Source organism: Tenacibaculum sp., from assembly GCF_048269885.1.
Taxonomy (GTDB): Bacteria; Bacteroidota; Bacteroidia; order Flavobacteriales; family Flavobacteriaceae; genus Polaribacter.
In genome coordinates this window covers 144,989-165,422 of the sequence record NZ_JBLWTZ010000003.1, presented here as the reverse complement: position 1 = coordinate 165,422, position 20,434 = coordinate 144,989, and the positions used below count along the sequence as shown (strand labels likewise).

General features: G+C 32.6%; 20 protein-coding genes. 16 read left to right on the top strand and 4 right to left on the bottom strand.

Features of this window, described 5'->3' with window-relative positions; genetic code table 11:
- Nucleotides 1-2 precede the first annotated feature (2 nt).
- From ACN0WY_RS03555 to ACN0WY_RS03505, 11 genes are all read left to right on the top strand, one after another.
- Nucleotides 3-2,447: a carboxypeptidase-like regulatory domain-containing protein gene (locus tag ACN0WY_RS03555; protein ID WP_417799577.1), complete on the top strand. Its 2,445-nt coding sequence runs from the start codon at nt 3-5 to the stop codon at nt 2,445-2,447.
- Between the two features lie 164 nt (nt 2,448-2,611).
- Nucleotides 2,612-3,196 carry an SMI1/KNR4 family protein gene (locus ACN0WY_RS03550; RefSeq protein WP_417799576.1) on the top strand — a complete coding sequence of 195 codons (585 nt, stop codon included), beginning with the start codon at nt 2,612-2,614 and terminating at the stop codon, nt 3,194-3,196.
- 44 nt (nt 3,197-3,240) lie between these two features.
- Complete coding sequence (locus ACN0WY_RS03545) at nt 3,241-3,915, top strand: hypothetical protein (RefSeq protein ID WP_417799575.1); 675 nt, start codon at nt 3,241-3,243, stop codon at nt 3,913-3,915.
- Nucleotides 3,916-3,944: 29 nt separating this feature from the next.
- Nucleotides 3,945-4,271, top strand: coding sequence for a DMT family transporter (locus tag ACN0WY_RS03540; RefSeq protein ID WP_073183272.1), 327 nt, complete (start codon nt 3,945-3,947; stop codon nt 4,269-4,271).
- A gap of 9 nt (nt 4,272-4,280) precedes the next feature.
- Entirely contained in the window at nt 4,281-4,640 is a 360-nt protein-coding gene (locus ACN0WY_RS03535) for a DUF2200 domain-containing protein (protein ID WP_073183274.1), read from the top strand.
- Between the two features lie 153 nt (nt 4,641-4,793).
- Nucleotides 4,794-5,372 (top strand): non-canonical purine NTP diphosphatase, encoded by a 579-nt coding sequence (locus tag ACN0WY_RS03530; RefSeq protein ID WP_073183277.1) that lies wholly within the window; start codon nt 4,794-4,796, stop codon nt 5,370-5,372.
- Nucleotides 5,373-6,404 carry an iron ABC transporter permease gene (locus ACN0WY_RS03525; protein ID WP_330488220.1) on the top strand — a complete coding sequence of 344 codons (1,032 nt, stop codon included), beginning with the start codon at nt 5,373-5,375 and terminating at the stop codon, nt 6,402-6,404.
- A gap of 25 nt (nt 6,405-6,429) precedes the next feature.
- The gene (locus ACN0WY_RS03520; protein WP_417799632.1) at nt 6,430-7,245 is read left to right on the top strand and encodes an ABC transporter ATP-binding protein; all 816 of its coding nucleotides are present in this window, start codon (nt 6,430-6,432) and stop codon (nt 7,243-7,245) included.
- A gap of 65 nt (nt 7,246-7,310) precedes the next feature.
- Nucleotides 7,311-8,342 (top strand): M28 family metallopeptidase, encoded by a 1,032-nt coding sequence (locus ACN0WY_RS03515; RefSeq protein WP_330488221.1) that lies wholly within the window; start codon nt 7,311-7,313, stop codon nt 8,340-8,342.
- Nucleotides 8,343-8,584: 242 nt separating this feature from the next.
- The gene (locus tag ACN0WY_RS03510) at nt 8,585-9,754 is read left to right on the top strand and encodes a histidine decarboxylase (protein WP_330488222.1); all 1,170 of its coding nucleotides are present in this window, start codon (nt 8,585-8,587) and stop codon (nt 9,752-9,754) included.
- 54 nt (nt 9,755-9,808) lie between these two features.
- Nucleotides 9,809-10,432, top strand: coding sequence for an outer membrane beta-barrel protein (locus ACN0WY_RS03505; RefSeq protein WP_417799574.1), 624 nt, complete (start codon nt 9,809-9,811; stop codon nt 10,430-10,432).
- Nucleotides 10,433-10,475: 43 nt separating this feature from the next.
- Here the strand turns inward: ACN0WY_RS03505 and ACN0WY_RS03500 are convergent, their stop codons facing one another.
- From ACN0WY_RS03500 to ACN0WY_RS03490, 3 genes are all read right to left on the bottom strand, one after another.
- Nucleotides 10,476-11,573 carry a methyltransferase gene (locus ACN0WY_RS03500; RefSeq protein ID WP_417799573.1) on the bottom strand — a complete coding sequence of 366 codons (1,098 nt, stop codon included), beginning with the start codon at nt 11,571-11,573 and terminating at the stop codon, nt 10,476-10,478.
- 14 nt (nt 11,574-11,587) lie between these two features.
- Complete coding sequence (locus ACN0WY_RS03495) at nt 11,588-13,120, bottom strand: FMN-binding glutamate synthase family protein (RefSeq protein ID WP_330488225.1); 1,533 nt, start codon at nt 13,118-13,120, stop codon at nt 11,588-11,590.
- A 92-nt stretch (nt 13,121-13,212) separates the two neighbouring features.
- Entirely contained in the window at nt 13,213-13,464 is a 252-nt protein-coding gene (locus ACN0WY_RS03490; RefSeq protein WP_047789607.1) for a type B 50S ribosomal protein L31, read from the bottom strand.
- A gap of 197 nt (nt 13,465-13,661) precedes the next feature.
- Between ACN0WY_RS03490 and ACN0WY_RS03485 the strand changes: the two genes are divergently transcribed.
- Together ACN0WY_RS03485 and ACN0WY_RS03480 are read left to right on the top strand one after the other, a co-directional pair.
- The gene (locus tag ACN0WY_RS03485) at nt 13,662-14,702 is read left to right on the top strand and encodes a glutaminyl-peptide cyclotransferase (RefSeq protein WP_330488226.1); all 1,041 of its coding nucleotides are present in this window, start codon (nt 13,662-13,664) and stop codon (nt 14,700-14,702) included.
- A 16-nt stretch (nt 14,703-14,718) separates the two neighbouring features.
- A complete protein-coding gene (locus ACN0WY_RS03480) occupies nt 14,719-16,215 on the top strand; it encodes a hypothetical protein (RefSeq protein WP_417799572.1) in 1,497 nt (498 codons plus the stop codon).
- 356 nt (nt 16,216-16,571) lie between these two features.
- On the opposite strand, the gene ACN0WY_RS03475 is transcribed toward ACN0WY_RS03480, so the two are convergent.
- The gene (locus tag ACN0WY_RS03475) at nt 16,572-17,852 is read right to left on the bottom strand and encodes a metal-dependent hydrolase family protein (RefSeq protein ID WP_330488228.1); all 1,281 of its coding nucleotides are present in this window, start codon (nt 17,850-17,852) and stop codon (nt 16,572-16,574) included.
- A gap of 74 nt (nt 17,853-17,926) precedes the next feature.
- On the opposite strand from ACN0WY_RS03475, the gene ACN0WY_RS03470 reads away from it, so the two are divergent.
- The 3 genes from ACN0WY_RS03470 to ACN0WY_RS03460 all read left to right on the top strand — a co-directional run bounded on the left by ACN0WY_RS03470 (nt 17,927) and on the right by ACN0WY_RS03460 (nt 20,416).
- On the top strand, nt 17,927-18,607 hold the full coding sequence (locus ACN0WY_RS03470) for an SDR family oxidoreductase (protein ID WP_330488229.1): 681 nt from the start codon (nt 17,927-17,929) through the stop codon (nt 18,605-18,607).
- A gap of 140 nt (nt 18,608-18,747) precedes the next feature.
- Nucleotides 18,748-19,347: a SprT-like domain-containing protein gene (locus ACN0WY_RS03465; protein WP_417799571.1), complete on the top strand. Its 600-nt coding sequence runs from the start codon at nt 18,748-18,750 to the stop codon at nt 19,345-19,347.
- A gap of 7 nt (nt 19,348-19,354) precedes the next feature.
- Complete coding sequence (locus ACN0WY_RS03460) at nt 19,355-20,416, top strand: mannose-1-phosphate guanylyltransferase (protein WP_417799570.1); 1,062 nt, start codon at nt 19,355-19,357, stop codon at nt 20,414-20,416.
- Nucleotides 20,417-20,434: the final 18 nt, after the last annotated feature.

The window sequence follows — 20,434 nt, the reverse complement described above, 5'->3', positions numbered from 1 at the left end:
GCTTGAAAAAATTTATTCTTTTATTACTGTTCCCTTCACTCGTTTTTGCACAAAAAACAGCTACAGTAAAAGGAATCATTACCAATAAATTCAATACACCAATTGAAGGAGTTGCGATTTCTTATTTATCAAAAGGAACTACTACCGATGCCAACGGAATGTATCAATTTACCATTCCTATTCGCAAAACTGTTACTGTTACATTTACTCATGTTTCCTATAAAACTTTGGTAAAAAAATTCACTTCTAGAGGAAAAAGAAGCTTTAACTTCTCTCCTACTTTACAAATTAAGAGTGAAGAATTAGAAGAAGTTATTGTTAAAAACCAACAAAAAGAAGCACAGGGTATTACCAAAATAAAAACTAAAAAAGTAAAAAACATACTTGGTGCCAATGCCGGTGTTGAAAATATATTGATGACACTCCCTGGAGTTAGTAACAACAATGAATTAAGCACTCAATACAATGTTCGTGGAGGTAATTTTGATGAGAACCTAGTATATGTAAATGGAATTGAAGTCTACCGCCCTTTTTTAATCCGTTCCGGCCAACAAGAAGGACTAAGTTTTACCAATCCGCATATGATTCAGAATATCAATTTTTCTGCAGGTGGATTTCAAGCAAAATATGGAGATAAATTATCTTCTGTACTAGATATCACCTATCGAAAGCCAACCAACTTTGGCATTCAGCTAGATTTAAGTTTGTTAGGAGGTAGTTTTACCATTGAAGATACTTTTGCCAATAATAAACTAAGTGCAATTGTTGGTGTTCGTTATCGTGATAATAGCTTATTTGTAAATAATAAGCAGACTGAAGTTAACTTTAGACCCCAATTTACAGATGTTCAATCATTTTTAAGCTACCAAGCAACTAGCAAACTTACATTAAACCTCTTAGGGAACTTCTCTCTTAACAACTATAATTACCAACCATTAACTCGCAAAACCCGATTTGGAACTTTAACGAATCCGCTAGAATTGATCGTTTTTTATCAAGGGCAAGAAAAAGATCGTTTTCAAACCTTATTTGGAGCACTTTCTGCTGATTATCAAGTTAACGACAACCTAAAACTTACAGGTACAATTTCTTCTTTTAATACACAAGAAGAAGAATATTTTGATATTGCTGCCGCTTACGCCATAGGCGAAGTAAATAGCAATATTGGTGCTGAAAATTTTGGTGAAGTTGAATTTTCTCAAGGAATAGGTTCGCAAATTAATCATGCACGCAACGACTTGGATGCTTTAATCAGCAATATTCAACTAAAAGCTACTTTAAAAGACGGTAACAATGAATGGAAAGCTGGTATCAAATACCAGAAAGAAAATAGTAAAGACCGCATTCGTGAATGGGAAGTGATAGATTCTTTAGGTTTTTCTGTTCGTCCACCACACCATATTCCTAATAATCAACCATACGAACCTTTTACAGGTCCTATTGAGCCTTACAGAAATGTGAGAGCAGAAAATGAAACAGACATTAACCGTATTACTAGTTTTTTACAATTTAGTAGAAAAACAATGTGGAACGACCACCAAGTTTGGATGAATATTGGCGTTCGTGCTCATTATTGGTCTATAAAAACAGCTTCTACTAATAGTTATTCTCAAACAATCTTTAGTCCTAGAGCACAATTTGCTATAAAACCTAATTGGGAGAGCGATATGCTATTTAGAATATCTGGCGGATGGTATTCACAACCTCCTTTTTATAAAGAATTACGTGATTATGACGGACAAGTACATCCCGAAGTAAAAGCACAAAAGTCAATTCACTTAGTTGCTGGGAATGAATATAGTTTTAACGTATGGGAGCGTCCTTTTAAATTAGTTACCGAACTCTATTATAAAGACTTATCTGATGTAAATGCTTATTCTGTAGATAATGTCCGTATTCGTTATCGTGCAGACAACGTTACTGATGCCTATGCTTATGGTTTAGACGTTCGCTTAAATGGTGAGTTTGTTCCGGGTAACGATAGTTGGGTAAGCTTTGGATATTTAAAAACCGAAGAAAATAGTAACAATAGAGGTTACATTGCTAGACCAACCGATCAACGTTTAAAGTTTGGTGTACTATTTCAAGATTATGTACCTAACTTACCTGATTTGAAAGCCTACTTAAACTTAGTTTACAATACAGGTTTACCAGGTGGAGCTCCTGCATATTCAGATGTATATCAATTTCAAAACCGTTTAAATGATTATAAACGTGCCGATGTGGGAATTTCTTATGTTTTTGCAGATGCAAACAAACAACATACAACAGGTTTTTTAAAAAGTTTTAAAGAGCTTACTGCTGGTTTAGAACTTTTTAACATTTTTGATATTCGTAACTCCAATACCAACACATGGGTACGTGATGCTTACAGTAAAAATCAATACGGCATACCTAACTATATGACGGGAAGAGTGCTAAACTTCAAATTAGGAATGCAGTTTTAGTCTCCTTTACTCTTTTTAACGAAAAATTAGCGAAAAAACTTCCTTACTCATTTTACATACATAGTACTTTAGCTCAAGAATTTAAAAGTACTATGGAAAACTCTATCCATTTTTTGTAAGAGAGTTTAATAAGCACCAATATTATACTACAAAAAATAATTAAAATGAAAAATCAACAAATTGAAATTGAAAACTTATGGAGTCGATTTAAAAATTGGATTACTTCAAATGCTCCTCATTTATCAAAAGACCTTCAGCCTGCAGTTCAACCAGAAGAAATAAAACAATTACAACAAACTATACAAACAGAATTACCTGAAGACTTTATAGCCTTTTTAAGTATACACAATGGTCAAAATAGCAATGCTGATGGTTTTATAGATGCTGAAGAGTTACTTTCTTCTGACCGAATAATGGACGAATGGAAAATTTGGTATGATTTATATCAAAGTGGAGACTTTGATGATTGTGAAGCTGAGCCTGACGAAGAAATTAAAAACTTTTGGTGGAACCCTAAATGGATACCAATTACCTATGACGGATCAGGAAATCATCTTTGTATAGATATGGACCCTACTGAAAATGGAACCAAAGGGCAAATAATAAGGATGTGGCATGACGATAGTATAAGAGAATTTATTGCTCCTTCTTTTAAAATTTTCTTTGAAAACTATTGTAACAATCTTGAAAATGGCAAATATGTTTACTCCGACGAATGGGGAGGTATAGTTAATAAAGAAGATGTTTAAATCATTTTTTTACACTGTAAAAACTATAAACAATACACAACATTATGAATTACGAACAACATTTTCAACGCTCATCTGAGATTAGAAATGAATACTGGCAACAAACAGGAACTCCTTTTTCTGATGTTATAGGAAGTATGATTAACCCTACCTTTTTAGGAGGGCCAAAATGGCCTTCTTTGCAACAAGCACATATAGGAATTAATACTGATAATGAAACTATTATAGCTACAGATGGATTAAGTGATCCATATGACGACTACGATACAAACTCAGAAAACCAAACCTATAACGGTATTGGTTTAGAGCTCTATGCAATTAGCGGTAATAAATATGAAGACATTCAACAGGTTATTGATTCTTGGGAATTTAAAGTTATACGAAGAACAAGTAATATTGCTGCTGCTAACCCTAATATTTCATATACTATAAATGATTACACCTACATTTCCACTACTATTGATAGTAGTGGATTACCTGAATATTTTGTAAATGAAGATGAAGAGGTTGGTATATTGTTAGGTTTAAAAAATAACAGTATTAGTGACTCTTTAAAATTAAGTATTGAAGAAATAGCATTGGTTAACATAACACTTTTAACTCCAAAAGAATTAGCTTATATATTAGAAAATGGAGCTGAGGGAAGAAATAAAGTAGCAGAATTACTTACTAATAAAAATTTTCATAAATTAACATCTCAACGAGAATCTGTTATATAAAATAATCAGTTAACAGTAAAATTTAATAAATGAATTGGACTTTATTAATTACAGCTGGGCTTTTTGAAGTCGCTTTTGCTGCTTGTCTTGGCAAGGCTAAAGAAGCCACAGGAATTGAAGCTTCTTACTGGTATATAGGCTTTTTAGTTTGTTTATCTATCAGTATGTTACTTCTTATAAAAGTAACACAAGAGCTACCTATTGGAACTGCTTATGCAGTTTGGACAGGTATAGGAGCTGTAGGAACAGTATTAATTGGGATTCTGATTTTTAAAGAACCTGCTACATTTTGGCGACTCTTTTTTATCACTACCTTAATTATTTCAATTGTAGGACTAAAAGTAGTTTCTCACTAACTATAAAACATGAAAACAACACCAAAACACGACGAAAGAATTGCAAACATAACTTTTGCTTCTGTTTATCCACACTATGTTACGAAAGTTGAGAAAAAAGGTAGAACTAAAGAGGAGTTACATCAAATAATTGAATGGTTAACTGGTTTTGATAACCAGATGTTAAACAACTTAATTGATCAAAAAGTAACTTTTGAAACCTTCTTCAAAGAAGCCAACTTAAATCCAAATGCCCATTTAATTACAGGTGTTATTTGTGGTTATCGAATAGAAGAAATCGAAACTCCGTTAACGAAGCAAGTTCGTTATTTAGACAAGCTTGTAGATGAATTAGCTAAAGGTCGTAAAATGGAAAAAATTTTACGATAAACCTTTTAGGGTACTTAATAATTTTTAACCCTACCTTCTCACAATACCTCTTTATTTACAAGACTTTCAAGACGAATATCTTTTTTATAAAAAATAAAAACACCAGCAAGATGATAAAAATTGAATACATTTGCTTTTGTTAATTTTCAACACATGAAACTAGTTTTTGCTACTAACAATCTAAACAAACTTGCTGAAGTACAAAAAATGCTCCCTAGCTCTATTGAGTTACTTTCTTTGAAAGATATCGATTGCTTTGATGATATTGAAGAAACTGCAACTACTTTAGAAGGTAATGCTAAGATTAAAGCAAATTACATTACCGAAAAATTTGGATATAATTGTTTTGCCGACGATACAGGTTTAGAGGTAGAAGCTTTAAATGGAGAACCAGGAGTATATTCTGCTCGCTACGCAGGTGAACCTGCTAATGCTGAAAACAACATGCAAAAACTATTAACAGCGTTGGATAATAAAACTGATAGAAATGCTCAGTTTAGGACTTCTATTTGTTTAAATTTAGACAAAAAACAGTTTTTATTTGATGGAGTTTGTAAAGGAACTATTTTAACATCTAAACAAGGTGAAAAAGGTTTTGGATATGATCCTATTTTTCAACCTGAAGGATACAATAAATCATTTGCAGAAATGACTTCAGAAGAAAAGAACAAAATAAGCCATAGAGGATTAGCAATTCAACAATTAGTAGCATTTTTAAAATCAATTAACTAATTGAATTTATCAAAAACATACACCTTTCATTTTTTACTTTTATCGGTTTTACTGATCGTTTTTTTATTATTAAACATTAGCTTAGGTTCCGTATCAATACCTTTAAAAGAAATTTTCAATTCCTTATTTGGTAATCCAGTAGCAAAAGATAGTTGGGAAACCATTATTATCAACTACCGCTTACCTAAAGCAATTACTGCAATACTGGTAGGATCTGGATTAGCCATAAGTGGTTTGTTAATGCAAACATTATTCAGAAATCCACTTGCTGGTCCTTTCGTATTAGGAATATCTTCTGGCGCAAGCCTTGGTGTAGCATTACTCATTTTAGGCTCTAGTGTTTTTGGAGGATTTTTTTTAGTAGCAATCTACTCCAACTGGGCATTAGCCATTGCTGCTAGTGCAGGATCTTTCTTAGTATTATCAGCGGTTATTATCGCTGCAAACAAAGTCCGAAATACCATGTCTATTTTAATTATCGGCTTAATGTTTGGCTCGTTAACATCGGCCGTTATTAGTGTTTTAGCTTTTTTTAGTGAAGCGGAGCAAATACAACAATATTTATTTTGGAGCTTTGGAAGCTTAGGAAACCTAACTTGGGCTGAACTTTCAGTTTTTGGAGCAATTTACCTTGTAGGAATTCTTGGAACTTTTTCTGTTATAAAACCTTTAAACAGCTTTTTATTAGGTGAAAACTATGCAAAAAGCTTGGGTATTGACATTAAAAAAAACAGAAATATTATTTTATTAATTACAAGTATTCTTACAGGAGTCATTACTGCTTTCTCTGGACCTATTGCTTTTGTTGGATTGGCTGTTCCGCATATTGCTAAAATGATTTTTTCTACCTCAAACCACAAAGTATTATTACCTGCAGTTGCTTTAATTGGAGCAATTATTCTATTAATTTGCGATAGCATAGCACAATTACCTACAAGTGAATTTACTTTACCTATCAACGCTATAACCTCTTTATTTGGAGCACCAGTAGTTATTTGGTTATTAATTAGGAAGAAAAAGATTTATGTATAAAGTTCAGAATTTAAAAATGGTATAAATAGTTAAACGAGTACATATCAAACAGCAACCAAAACATATCGTCTTACAAACAGAAAACCTTTCTATAGGGTACAAGTCAAAAAAGCAAGAAACTCTTATTGTTTCGGATATTAACGTAACTATTGAAAAAGGAAAGTTTGTCGCTTTATTAGGTAAAAACGGCATTGGAAAATCAACCTTACTCCGCACCATTTCTAAAGTTCAAAAACCTTTAAAAGGTGTTGTAAAAATCAATCAAAAAGAACTTTCAGCCTATACCAACCAAGAATTATCTACTACCCTAAGTTTGGTATTAACCGAACGCCTGCCACTAAGTCAACTAACTGTTTTTGAACTCGTTGCTTTAGGTCGCCAACCTTACACTAACTGGATTGACAAACTAACACAAGAACATTTAAAAAAGATTCTTTGGGCAATTGAGCAAACAGAAATTACCCATTTAAAAGACAAGCGATTTTATGAATTAAGCGACGGTCAGTTACAACGTGTACTTATTGCTCGTGCGTTAGCTCAAGATACCGAAATTATTATTTTAGATGAGCCAACTGCTCACCTAGATATACATCACACCTTCAAAGTGTTTTCTTTATTAAAAAAACTTGTAGAAAACACTGGAAAAACTATTATTATCTCTACTCACGAAGTAAATATAGCCATCCAACTAGCAGATGAATTCATACTGCTTTCTGAAAAACAACTATACACTGGTACTTCTCAAGAATTAATTACCCAAAATGCCTTTAATGAACTTTTCCCTAAAGAATTAATAAGTTTTAACAAAACATTAGAACAATTCGTTATTAAGAAAAATTAAATTTGAGCGATTGTAACATTTTGTTACTTTTGAAACCAATCAAACTAAACAAACCTTAATTATTGATGAAAAAATTACTTTATATAGCTAGTGCTTTTGCACTGGTAGCTTGTGGCTCTAGCAAAGAAACTGCAAATAATGATGCCACCACAGACCAAGCTGCAAAATATGCCCAAACCATTACGGCAAAAGATTTAGGTAAACATCTGTTTATCTATGCTTCCGATGAATTTGAAGGAAGAAATACAGGGGAGCCTGGACAAAAAAAGGCGGTAAAGTATTTAAAAGATTTTTATGTTAGTCAAGGAATAGCTTCCCCTTTAGGTGGTAATGATTATTTTCAAGAAGTACCTTCTGAGTATTTAAGTAACAATCGTAGAGGAATGACTTTAAAAGACTCTGAAAATGTTGTTGCTTTTATCAAAGGAACGGAAAAGCCAAGTGAAATAGTGGTTATTTCTGCTCATCTAGACCACGAAGGGGTTAAGAATGGAGAAATATACAATGGTGCAGATGATGATGGTTCAGGAACTGTAGCTATTTTAGAAATTGCTGAAGCTTTTAAACAAGCTGCTGACGCTGGTAAAGGTCCTAAACGTTCTATTTTATTCTTACACGTTACAGGTGAAGAAAAAGGTTTATTAGGTTCTAAATATTATACTGAAAACCCAATTTTCCCATTAGCCAATACTGTTGCTGATTTAAATATTGACATGATTGGTAGAGTTGACGACCGCCATAAAGGAAATCCTAACTATGTATACTTAATCGGTTCTGATAAGCTAAGTACTGAATTACATAACATTTCTGAAGCGATGAATAAAAAATATACAAACATCGATTTAGACTATAAATACAACGATGATAACGACCCTAACCGTTTTTATTATCGTTCTGACCATTATAATTTTGCTAAGCACAACATTCCTATTATTTTTTATTTTAATGGAACACATGCCGACTATCACCGACCAACTGACACTCCTGACAAAATCAATTACGAAATGTTAGAAAATAGAGCTCGTTTGGTTTTCCATACTGCCTGGGAAGTTGCGAATCGTGAGCATCGTGTTGTGGTTGATAAAGCCGCAGAATAAGGTCTAATCAAATTTAAATTATAAAGTTTAAAAGCTCATCTACTTAGATGGGCTTTTTTTACGTTCTCTTCTTCATTTTTAACCTCAACCTTAAAATATATCTTCTTTTATCCATACAAAAAAGAAATAGCAGTTTATTTATCTATTTAAATAATTATATCAGAAAAATATTCTAAATATTAAACAAAAACCTGACAAATAACATTGCTTCGTTTACATTTGCCCGCTTAAATTGTAATCCCATGGTTAACGAAGGAAAATTATCAGTAGAAAATCAACAAAAATTAGATAAATTACAAGAAGAATTGGCTGCTGCCCGCGACACTTTTTTAGGGTATCCTGTATCAAAAGATTTTGATTATTCAGAATTAAATACATTTTTTCAATACCCAATTAACAACTTGGGAGACCCTTTTGAACAAGGAACTTACCGTGTACGAACTCATGAAATGGAACGCGAAGTCATTGCTTTTTTTGCTAAACTATTTAGAGCAAACCCAAAAGACTTTTGGGGATACGTAACTAATGGGGGCTCAGAAAGTAATTTATATGGCTTATACATTGCTCGTGAATTATTTCCTAAGGCTATGGTATACTATTCTGAATCTACTCATTACAGTGTACGTAAAAACATTCACCTATTAAACATACCTAGTATTGTAATTAAATCACAAGAAAATGGTGAAATGGATTACGAAGATTTTGAAAATACGGTTCGTATGAATCGTCATAAGCCTGTAATCGTATTGGCTACTTTTGGTACCACTATGAAAGAAGCTAAAGACGACATCGGTAAAATAAAAGGGATTTTACACAATTTGGCTATTCAAGATCATTATATTCATTGTGATGCTGCTTTAGCTGGCTCTTTCGGACCATTCATGCAGCCTCGCCTTCCTTTTGATTTTATGGATGGCGCAGATAGTATTTCTATTAGTGGGCATAAATTTATTGGTTCACCAATCCCAACTGGCGTGTTAATGGCCAAAAGATCGAATAGAGATAGAATTGCTAAAGGTATTTCATATATCGGTTCGTTTGACACCACTATTACAGGTTCACGTAACGGGCATTCTCCTTTATTTTTGTGGTATGCCATAAAAAAGTTAGGTATTGAAGGTTTACAACAGCGTTATCAGCATAGTTTAGCTATAGCTGAATACTGCGAAGCTGAATTGCAAAAAATTGGAATAAATGCTTGGAGAAATCCTAATGCAATTACTGTTGTATTACCAAAAACTCCACAAAGTATTAAAGATAAATGGCAGTTAGCCACTGAAGGGAACATTTCTCATGTTATTTGTATGCCTAACGTAACAAAAACTCAAATTGATGAATTTATAAACGATTTAAAAAATTGTACAGAACAAATTATTGAAGAGGAATTTTCCTATGATTTTTCATTAAGCTAACCTTTTATTAATTTAAGACAAGTACTTTTGGTTGCTTTAAAAGAAAATTTAATTATGAAAAAATTAGTAGTAGGGACAATGCTACTTGCATTGTCATTTGCTTATGGGCAAGAAAAAAAAGAAAAGTTAACTATTGAAAAAGGCACGTGGTATACTAGTGCAAATTTTTCTATAGGACATAATAGTAATGAATTTGAGGGTTCTCCTGAAACTTCTAAATATTTTAACTTTAACTTCTCTCCTAAGGTAGGATACACTATTAACGACAACTTAATTATAGGTTTAGGTGTAGGCTATGGATATTCTAAAAGTGAATCAGGGAGTCAAATTGGAAAAGGTAATTCCTACCAAATCTTTCCTTATGTTAAAAAACACTTTCCACTTGGAAAGAAATTAACTATTTCGTTACAAGGAGAGTTTAGTTATAGTTATGCTGATTATTCAAGCAATATTAATTCTACTCCATACGAAAGAAGCACCAACCAATATTTTATAGGAATAAGACCTGGAATAACTTATTTTTTAAACAAAAATATTGCCTTAGAAACTAATATAGGTAGTTTAGGGTATTCTAAAATAGACCAAGATGAAAGTAGTTTTCCTGACAGAGAATCTGATTCATTTCAGTTTAATATAAACTCAACTGATTTAATGTTCGGTTTATCATATTATTGGTAGTATTAAAGTTTACAAATCAAACAAAAAATGCTAAGAGAACTTCTTAGCGTTTTTTTATACATTCTATTATTTGAAACTTTTTATTTTGTTGCAACACACTTACTGAAGAAAAAAGCTTTGTTAGGTGCGTACTATAATTCAAATGTGAATTAGCAACTAACAAAAATCTTCCATTGTTTTTCAAACAATTTTCTACTCCTTTAAAAAGGTTGAGTGCCACGTCAATATTATTCTCATATTCAAAATGAAAAGGTGGGTTTGATACTACTAAGTCGAAAGAATTTTCTTTGATGTGCTCTAGAGTATCATCACATAAAAATTCTGTTTTATTTCCTTCTAAATTAATTTTAGATGATTCTATAGCCAAGTTAAAATCATCTAATAGAGTTACTTTAGCTTGTAGATTTTGCTTGGCAACTTCACAAGCTATAATTCCGTTTCCAGAAGCTACATCTAATACTCTCAGTTCTTCTGGTTTTACCACTAAATTTTCTAAAAAAAATTGTGTTCCTATATCTACATTCCCAGAAGAAAACACGCCATAATATTGCTGTAAAGCTCTGTCTTTCCATTGGATAGTGTTAATTAGATTTTTCTTTTGAATTTCTTTTTTAGGAGCTTTAAAAATAAGTAATCGTGCTTTTTTCCAAGCTTTTGACTGCGTAACTTCTTCAAAATATTGTTCAGCAACCTTTATAAAAGAAGGAGAAAAATACTTAGTCATAAACCCACAAATAACCTCAGTTTTTTCATGTGAAGCTTTATGGATTTGCTGTAAGAATAACTCAAATAACTCTAAAGACTTTGGTATTTTAATCAAGGCTACTTCTACATGCTGCAAATCATTAAGTGGAGTTTTAAAATCAACTTCCGTAGAAAAATTATTCAATTCTAAGTTGTGCCAAATTGCTTTTTGCTGACTAGCATACGTCCAAACAGTAGTAACTTTTTTATGCTGTAAAGCACAATTCCACAGCCCAAAACGATCATTAAAAAGGTGTACCTGCTCTATATTCTTTTCAGTTATATAATCTAACACTAAGAGTTCAGCATTACTCCAAGCTCGTAAACTTTTATCAGAAGTCTTAGGATAACGCTGTAATTGATACGTTTTTGAGTTTATTTTTACGGTAGTATCCAATTAATTTTCTACGTTTAGCTAATTAAAACCTCCTCTTTAGCGTAGTAAATATCATCTAAAGAAGTTATTTCTCCAGCTCTATTTCTTCTAAAAATATGTTTTGGCTCTATATCCTCAATTGAATCTTTCCCCATAGCAGCCACCATTTCTTTTATTGCGCTAATGGTTTTATTATGGTAATTTTTCACACGCATATTCTTATACTTAACTACCAAAGCCTTTACTAAATCTTTATCTTGTGTTGCCACACCTACAGGGCAAGTATCTAAATTACACTCACGTGCCTGTATACATCCTAAACTCAACATAAAACTACGAGCCATACCAATTGCATCGGCTCCTAAAGCTACATATTTAATCACATCAAAAGCATCAATAGCCTTTCCACTTGCAATAATTTTTACTTGATTTTTTAGTCCGTATTTTTTCAACATCTTGTTTACAAAAGACAACCCTTCTAACAAAGGGGTACCAATGTAGTTTGAAAACTCTAACGGCGCAGACCCCGTTCCCCCTTCTCCTCCATCAACAGCGATATAATCAGGATAATTATTAGCATCTGCAAAAGCTTTAATCATGGCTTCAATTTCATCGTTATCTCCAACACAAAATTTAATCCCAATAGGTTTTCCTCCTGATAATTCTCTTACTTGCTGAATAAACGCAATCATTTCATCAAAATTAGAAAAAGCATCATGTGCTGGTGGTGAATCTACTCGTGTAAAGGGCTCTACAGAACGAATTTCAGCAATTTCTTTTGTGTTCTTTTTTGCCGGAAGAATTCCACCGTGCCCCGGTTTAGCTCCTTGTGAAAGCTTAATTTCAACCATCTTTACCTCTTCTCTAACAGCATTTTTCTTAAAAACCTCTGCATCAAAAACGCGCTTCCCATTCACACTTTTTCCAGCTCCAAAATAACCAGTACCTACTTGAAAAATTAAATCTCCTCCTTGTAAATGATAAGGTGAAATTCCTCCTTCACCTGTGTTATGAGCAAAATCGCCCATTTTAGCTCCTTGATTCAATGCCATAATTGCATTTTTACTCAATGACCCAAAAGACATTGCTGAAATATTGATGATAGAAGAATTGTATTTTTGGGTACACTTATCTGAACCTATAAGTACTCTTTCACCACTTATATGGTGGTGATCTTTAGGAAATAACGAATGTTTTACAAACTCATATCCCTTTGCATATACATTGTGCTGGGTACCAAAAGGCACCGTTTCAATTTCTTCCTTTGACCGCTGATAAACAATACTTCTTTTTTCACGATTAATAGGCTTTCCACTCAAATCATCTTCAATAAAATACTGCTGAATTTTTTCTCGTTCTTCTTCAAACACCCAACGCAAACGAGCAATTACAGGAAAAGCACGCATTAACGAGTGCTTTTTTTGAATAAAGGCGTCATATATTGCTAATAAAGTTACCGCTGAAGCAACAGTTAACAAAATATAATTTCCCATATCTGGCATGAAATAAACCAACACACCACATAATATATTAATTACAATAATAACAGATAAAATGGTATCTCTCATCTCTTTTGTTTTTCTGGCAAAAATACAATTTTAGCATAAAAAAAGCTCTGACATATAGCCAGAGCTTTCTTTTATATTTGAAATACGTGAAATTATTTTTTGAATTTCGCGTACTTGTTTTTGAACTTATCAATACGCCCTGCAGTATCTACTAACTTAGACTTACCAGTGTAGAAAGGATGTGAAGTTCTTGAAATTTCTAATTTGATTAATGGATACTCAACGCCTTCTACTTCTAAAGTTTCTTTTGTATTAGCAGTTGAACGTGTTAAAAAAACATCTCCGTTAGACATGTCTTTAAACGCTACCATTCTATAATTTTCTGGATGGATACCTTTTTTCATCTCTTGTAAATTTAAAATCTTTTATTTTTGTTGAAAAAATTATAAAGTTGGTAAAGCTTTATAGTTGTTTCATATATCAAAAACCTGCAATGGCTATTTGAGGGTGCAAATTTAACCCTTTTTTTTAATTTGCAAACAAATAATTTGCTTTAATTTGTACAACATCTTTATAAACTATCGAAAATAACATTATATATATGCGTTTTTATCAACTTTTAACCTTAGGATTAACTACCTTACTCGTAACCTCTTGTAGCGAAACTAATTACAAATTTAAATTAGATACTACTAAAAAAACCACACTAGGTAAAAAAGCGGCTATTAAGTTTGAACAATTAAAAGGTGAACAGATAGACTCTGTACAATTGTACGTAAACAACAAACGTGTAAACACGAACGAAACAAGTGTTACTATTAACACAGCTGATTTTGGTGTAGGAAAACATGCCGTTACTGCTTTGGCTTTTTACCCTAATAAATCAAAAAAATTAAACAACTCTATTGAAGTATTAGCCAAAGAAGCTCCTGCTGTATATTCTTATAAAATTGTAAATATTTACCCGCACGACAAAGATGCTTATACACAAGGTTTGGAGTATAAAAATGGGTACTTATATGAAAGTACAGGACGTAAAGGACAATCTACCTTACGCAAGGTTGAATTAAAAACTGGTGACGTATTACAAAAAGTAGATTTAGATAAAAAATACTTTGGAGAAGGGATGACTATTTTTAACAATAAAATTTATTGGTTAACATGGCAAGCCAGAAAAGGGTTTATTTACGACTTTGAAACTTTTAAACAACTTGGAAGCTTTAATTATACAAATAGCAATCAAGGATGGGGATTAACTCACAATAATTCTGAACTTATTAAAACAGACGGAACTAACAAGGTTTGGTTTTTAGATGCAAATACCCAACAAGAAAAAAGAAGTATTCAAGTTTATACAAACAAATATCCTGTTGATAATCTAAATGAAATTGAACTTATCAACGGAAAAATTTATGCAAACAAATGGCAACAAAACTCTATAGTTATTATCAATCCTGAAACTGGTGTTGTTGAAGGGGTTGCAAACTTAAACGGATTAAGAGATATCGTTGCAAAAAACCAGGCTCTAGAACCACAAGACGATGTGTTAAACGGAATTGCTTATGACGCTGAAAACAATCGCTTATTTGTTACAGGAAAGCATTGGGGCAAATTATTCGAAATAGAATTAATCAAACAATAATCTACGACCAAAAACCATGAAAAATACCCTTCCCGTACTAGCACTTATTTTATCCATTATTGTAATGTCTTGTAGAAAAGACTTCAATACAGTTCCTAGTTATGGGAAGCTACAATTTTCCAAAGATACCGTATTTCTAGACACTATTTTTAGTAATATTGGTTCTGCTACTTATAATTTAAAAGTATATAACAAGAGTAACAAAACCATTACTATTCCAGAAATTAAATTAGAAAATGGAAATACGTCAAATTACCGATTAAACGTAGATGGCTTAGCCGGTGACAACTTTAACAACATCGATATTTTAGCAAATGATAGCATCTATATATTTATTGAAACCACTATTGATGTTAACGCAGTTACCAACCCTTTATACACCGATAAAATACTGTTTGACACAGGAGAGAATCAACAAGATGTAGCTTTGGTTACTTTGGTACAAGATGCTCATTTTATCTTTCCTTCTAAAAGTAGTTCAGGCATTGAAACATTAACTATTGATGGTAAAGAAACTGAGATACAAGGTCGTTTTTTAACTGATGAAGAACTAACTTTTACCAATGAAAAACCTTATGTTATTTATGGTTATGCTGCTGTACCCCCTAGCAAAACTCTAACTATTGAAGCCGGGGCTAAAATTCACTTTCACAACAACTCTGGTTTAATTATTGATAAAAATGCTAACTTAAAAGCAAATGGTACCCTAGGTGAAAAAGTCATTTTTGAAGGAGATCGACTAGAGCATCAATTTAGTGAAATACCGGGGCAATGGGGAGTAATTTGGATACGTGAGGGAAGCTATGATAACGAGTTGAATCACGCTCAAATTAAAAATGGAACAGTCGGACTCCTTGTTGACGGAAAAGATACCTCCTCTCCTACGCTAACTATAAAAAACACTGAAATATATAACAGTTCAAATTATGGTGTTTTAGGTAGAAACACTCATATTGAAGGAGAGAACTTAGTAATAGGTAGTGCAGGACAATCTGCATTAGCTTGTACTTTTGGAGGAAAGTATACTTTTACCCATGCCACTTTTGCTAACTTTTGGAACAATAGTATTCGTCAGTTACCTTCAGTTTTAGTCAATAACCACATTACTTACCTTAACAATGATAATCAAGAAGTTACAGAGACTAATGATTTAGTTACCGCTAACTTTATAAATTGTATTATTGAAGGAAATAACAATGTTGAGTTTGTTCTTGATAGAATTGATGGAACAACCTTTAATTATATGATTGAGAATTGTTTAATAAAATTCAATGATTTCAATAATTCATTTGCTGATAATAATGAATTAAATTTTGAAGACAGCTTACATTATCAAAACAACATTCTAAACGGAGAACCTAACTTCAAAGATGTTACCAGAAACGAATTTATCATTGGTGAAAATAGTGACGCTATTAATAAATCAAAGGCATCTGCTGTATCTGAAGATATTTTAGGAATTACTAGGTCCCCTTCACCTGATATGGGTGCATATCAACACATTACGTTTTAGACCAATAGAGTTTATCTACAAAAACACTTCCATTCAACGATTCAAACAAACCATTCGTCGAATTATAACAGAGTACACTACGAGCTAAGCATATATTTGTAGTGTATTTGTTTCATTCATCGTAATAAAATAAATAGATTAATTAGTTTGGTTAGTTGAGAGCTATTCTTTCTTAACAGTAATGAGTAGCTCTTTTTAAAAAAAGAAAATCAATAATAACAACATATATAAATATTTGTCGGGGGGCAATACTAATAGATTGAGGAATCTATTCAGGGTAAAAAAGGAATACACATGTATTCCTTTTTTGTTTTAGTTATTTATAATTAGAACTTTTGTTACCCATTATAAATTATTTAGTTTTTAAATACTTTTCCGTTTTTCATTACAAAAATAACCTTTTCCATCGTATGGATATTTTGAGTTGGATCTTCAGCTACTGCTATAATATCTGCATAAAATCCTTTTTTTACTTGTCCTAATTCATTTTTCATACCTAACAGTGCTGCATTAGTTACTGTTGCAGACTGTATCGTTTCCATAGCAGGCATGCCTGCTTCCACCATATATCCAAACTCCTTTCCATTTTTACCATGCTTAAACACGCCTGCATCCGTACCAAAAGCTATTTTTACTCCTTTTTTATAAGCTCTCCCAAATGTTCCTTGTATTTGCGGACCAACTGCTAAGGCTTTTGGCACTACAATCTCTGGATAAAATCCTTTTACTTTAGCCTTCTCTTCTACTTCTTTTCCAGCTGTAATAGTTGGTACTAAATACGCGTCGTATTTTTTCATCAATTCCATTGTTTCATCACTCATATAAGTTCCATGTTCAATAGTTTTTACCCCTCCAATAATAGCACGTTGCATTCCTTCATCTCCATGGGCATGAGCCGCTACATGCATTCCATAATCTTTTGCCGTTTCACAAATTGCTTTTACCTCTTCAATCGTAAATTGTGGGTTGTCTCCACTTTTAGCCACACTTAACACTCCACCTGTAGCTGTAATTTTTATACAATCTGCCCCATTTTTATAACGCTGACGTACTGCTTTTTTTGCATCTTCAACTGAGTTTACCACTCCTTCTTTAGGACCGGGGTTTCCTATCAGTTCTCTATTACTTCCGTTGGTAGGATCTGCATGCCCTCCTGTAGTTGCTAAAGATTTTCCTGCTGTAAATACTCTAGGCCCAGTAATTTTACCTGCTTTAATTGCTTTTGCCAAAGAAATGTTAACCCCTGTTCCTCCTAAATCTCTCACTGTTGTAAAACCATTTAACAAAGTGGTTTCAGCAAATTTTACAGAATTATACGCTCTATCCGCCTCATTTAAAATGTATTTTTCTAACCTCGATTTAGGACTGTGTTCACTTTCAATATGCACATGCATATCAATCAATCCAGGCATGACTACCTTATCTTTTAAATCGATTGTTACATCATCAGGGTTTTCAGGATTCACATACCCTTTTAAAACATCAACAATCTTATTGCCTTTTACAATTACAGTTTGTTGTTCTTTTATGTTTCCTTTTTCTGTATCAATTAATTTTCCACAAAACATATAGGTACTTTGAGTAAATGCTGCCATTGATATTGTTAAGAATAGCGCTAAAAAAAGTCTTTTTTTCATGATAATTTAAGAATGATTACGCAATAAATGTAGTGATTTTTATGTAGCTTGCCTTTTTAAATTTTGACAATTACATGAAGAACATTGTTATTACAGGAACGAGCAGAGGTATTGGTTTTGAATTAGCGCAGCAGTTTGCTAATCAAGGACATCAAGTCTTAGCTCTATCAAGAAATACAAAACCTTTAGAAGAAATAAACCACACCAACATTACAACTATTTCAGTTGATTTATCAAACGAAAAGGACATAAAAAAAGCGGTTGATTTTGTTTCAACGGAATGGAAAAAGGTAGATATCCTTATCAACAACGCTGGAAAATTAATCAACAAACCTTTTGAACAATTAACTACACAAGATTTTGAAGAGGTTTATAAAGTGAATGTTTTTGCAGTTGCTGAATTGACTAAAAATCTCTTGCCTTTTATGAATAAAGGTAGCCATGTAGTTACTGTAAGTAGCATGGGGGGAATTCAAGGAAGCATGAAGTTCCCTGGATTAGCTGCCTACAGCTCTGCCAAAGGTGCAGTAATTACTTTATCTGAATTACTGGCCGAAGAATATAAAGAACAACAAATCGCTTTTAACGTCCTAGCCTTAGGTGCTGTACAAACAGAAATGCTGGAAGAAGCTTTCCCTGGTTATGAAGCTCCTTTATCGGCTAAAGAAATGGCGAATTATATTTTTGATTTTGCGTTAACTGGTAATAAATACTACAACGGAAAAGTTTTACAAGTTTCTAGTTCTACTCCATAGAAAAATAACGACTGTCACTTCGAGTGATTTTCGTTCAACATAGCTGAAAAGAAAATTGTATCGAGAAGTATTAGCTAGTTCTCGATACAATTTTTATTTTTCCATTTTATTTCAAAATAAAAAACCACTCGAACTGACTTTTGAAAAAAACACTGATTAAATACATCCCTGAAGAAGCTATTCCATTAGTTGAATATTTAATTATTGAGCATAAAATCAATTTGAAAATAGTAAGCGAACGTCAAACCAAACACGGTGATTTTCGTCGCTTACCTAATGGTCACATGCAAATTACAGTGAATAACAACTTAAACCCTTATCAGTTTTTGTTAACGTTAATTCATGAAATTGCACATCATGTTACCTATCAAAAATTTGGAAGAGTACAACCGCATGGTAAAGAATGGAAAACAGTTTTTCAGCATTTAATGCTCCCTTTTTTACAGCCTGAGATTTATCCCAAAAATATGCTCCCTTTTTTAGCCAACTATTTAAAAAATCCAAAAGCCAGTACAGATGCTGATGTAAATTTATCACTGGCATTGCGAGGTGGAAAATCAGAAGACGGAAAGAACTTTATCTTTGAAATACCTAATGGAAGCGTTTTTCAATTCAAGGAAAAACTATACAAAAGAGGTGCTAAACGAAGAACACGCTATGAATGTTTAAATTTAGAAAACAAGCGTGTATATTTATTCAACCAAAATGCAGAAGTGAAACTAGTAGCTTTAAACAAATAATACTTGTATGAATACTAATTATTACGCAGTAATTATGGCGGGTGGCGTAGGTTCTCGCCTTTGGCCTGTAAGTACTGAAAAGTACCCTAAGCAATTTCACGACTTATTAGGAACTGGAGAGTCTTTGCTACAAAAAACCTTCAACAGAATTAATCAATTAATTCCAGCAGAAAATATTTTAATTGCCACGAATGAGCGTTACGAAGAATTAGTATTAGAACAACTTCCCGAAATTAGCAACAAACAGCTACTACTCGAACCTACAATGCGTAACACTGCTCCTTGTATTTTATATGCTGCTTTAAAAATTCATCAGCAAAACAAAAATGCGGTGATGTTAGTTGCTCCATCGGATCATTGGATAGAAAACGAAACTGAATTTATTAAGAATATTGAGACTTCTTTTAACGCTTGTGCTAAAGAAGATATATTAATGACTCTAGGAATACAACCAAATCATCCTAATACAGGGTATGGTTATATTCAGTTTGAAGAAAATGCTTCTGAAATAAAAAAGGTACAAACGTTTACCGAAAAACCTAATCTAGAAAAAGCTACTCAGTTTTTAGCGAGTGGCGACTATTTATGGAATGCTGGTATTTTTGTTTGGTCTGTTTCTAGCATTTTAGATTCCTTTAAAAAACATCTTCCTGAAATGGTCAACATTTTAGATACTGAAGACAACGTGTACAACACCAATTTTGAAGATGATTTTATTAAAAGTAACTATGAAAAATGCGAAAACATTTCTATCGACTTCGGAATTATGGAACGCTCTGAAAAAGTACACGTACTCCCTGTAGATTTTGGTTGGGATGATTTGGGTACCTGGGGTTCTTTATATAACAAACTTGGTAAAGATACTCACCAAAATGCAACAGTTGGAGCTACAACTATTTTTAAAGACGCCAACGGAAATATGGTTAGCACTAAAAACGGTAAAAAAGTAGTAATTCAAGGATTACAAGATTTTATTATTGTAGAAAAAGACGATGTATTGGTTATTTGTCCACGTAAAGCCGAACAAGACATTAAACAACTACGAACTGAAGCAAAAGAGCAATTTTAACAAATTACCTCTCTTTTT

Coding starts and splice junctions, on each gene's coding strand:
- ACN0WY_RS03505 (WP_417799574.1), top strand. CDS start 9,809: ATGAAAAAATTAGTAGTAGGGACAATGCTACTTGCATTGTCATTTGCT.
- ACN0WY_RS03515 (WP_330488221.1), top strand. CDS start 7,311: ATGAAAAAATTACTTTATATAGCTAGTGCTTTTGCACTGGTAGCTTGT.
- ACN0WY_RS03495 (WP_330488225.1), bottom strand. CDS start 13,120: ATGAGAGATACCATTTTATCTGTTATTATTGTAATTAATATATTATGT.
- ACN0WY_RS03490 (WP_047789607.1), bottom strand. CDS start 13,464: ATGAAAAAAGGTATCCATCCAGAAAATTATAGAATGGTAGCGTTTAAA.
- ACN0WY_RS03535 (WP_073183274.1), top strand. CDS start 4,281: ATGAAAACAACACCAAAACACGACGAAAGAATTGCAAACATAACTTTT.
- ACN0WY_RS03545 (WP_417799575.1), top strand. CDS start 3,241: ATGAATTACGAACAACATTTTCAACGCTCATCTGAGATTAGAAATGAA.
- ACN0WY_RS03470 (WP_330488229.1), top strand. CDS start 17,927: ATGAAGAACATTGTTATTACAGGAACGAGCAGAGGTATTGGTTTTGAA.
- ACN0WY_RS03510 (WP_330488222.1), top strand. CDS start 8,585: ATGGTTAACGAAGGAAAATTATCAGTAGAAAATCAACAAAAATTAGAT.
- ACN0WY_RS03480 (WP_417799572.1), top strand. CDS start 14,719: ATGAAAAATACCCTTCCCGTACTAGCACTTATTTTATCCATTATTGTA.
- ACN0WY_RS03485 (WP_330488226.1), top strand. CDS start 13,662: ATGCGTTTTTATCAACTTTTAACCTTAGGATTAACTACCTTACTCGTA.
- ACN0WY_RS03550 (WP_417799576.1), top strand. CDS start 2,612: ATGAAAAATCAACAAATTGAAATTGAAAACTTATGGAGTCGATTTAAA.
- ACN0WY_RS03460 (WP_417799570.1), top strand. CDS start 19,355: ATGAATACTAATTATTACGCAGTAATTATGGCGGGTGGCGTAGGTTCT.
- ACN0WY_RS03540 (WP_073183272.1), top strand. CDS start 3,945: ATGAATTGGACTTTATTAATTACAGCTGGGCTTTTTGAAGTCGCTTTT.
- ACN0WY_RS03475 (WP_330488228.1), bottom strand. CDS start 17,852: ATGAAAAAAAGACTTTTTTTAGCGCTATTCTTAACAATATCAATGGCA.
- ACN0WY_RS03530 (WP_073183277.1), top strand. CDS start 4,794: ATGAAACTAGTTTTTGCTACTAACAATCTAAACAAACTTGCTGAAGTA.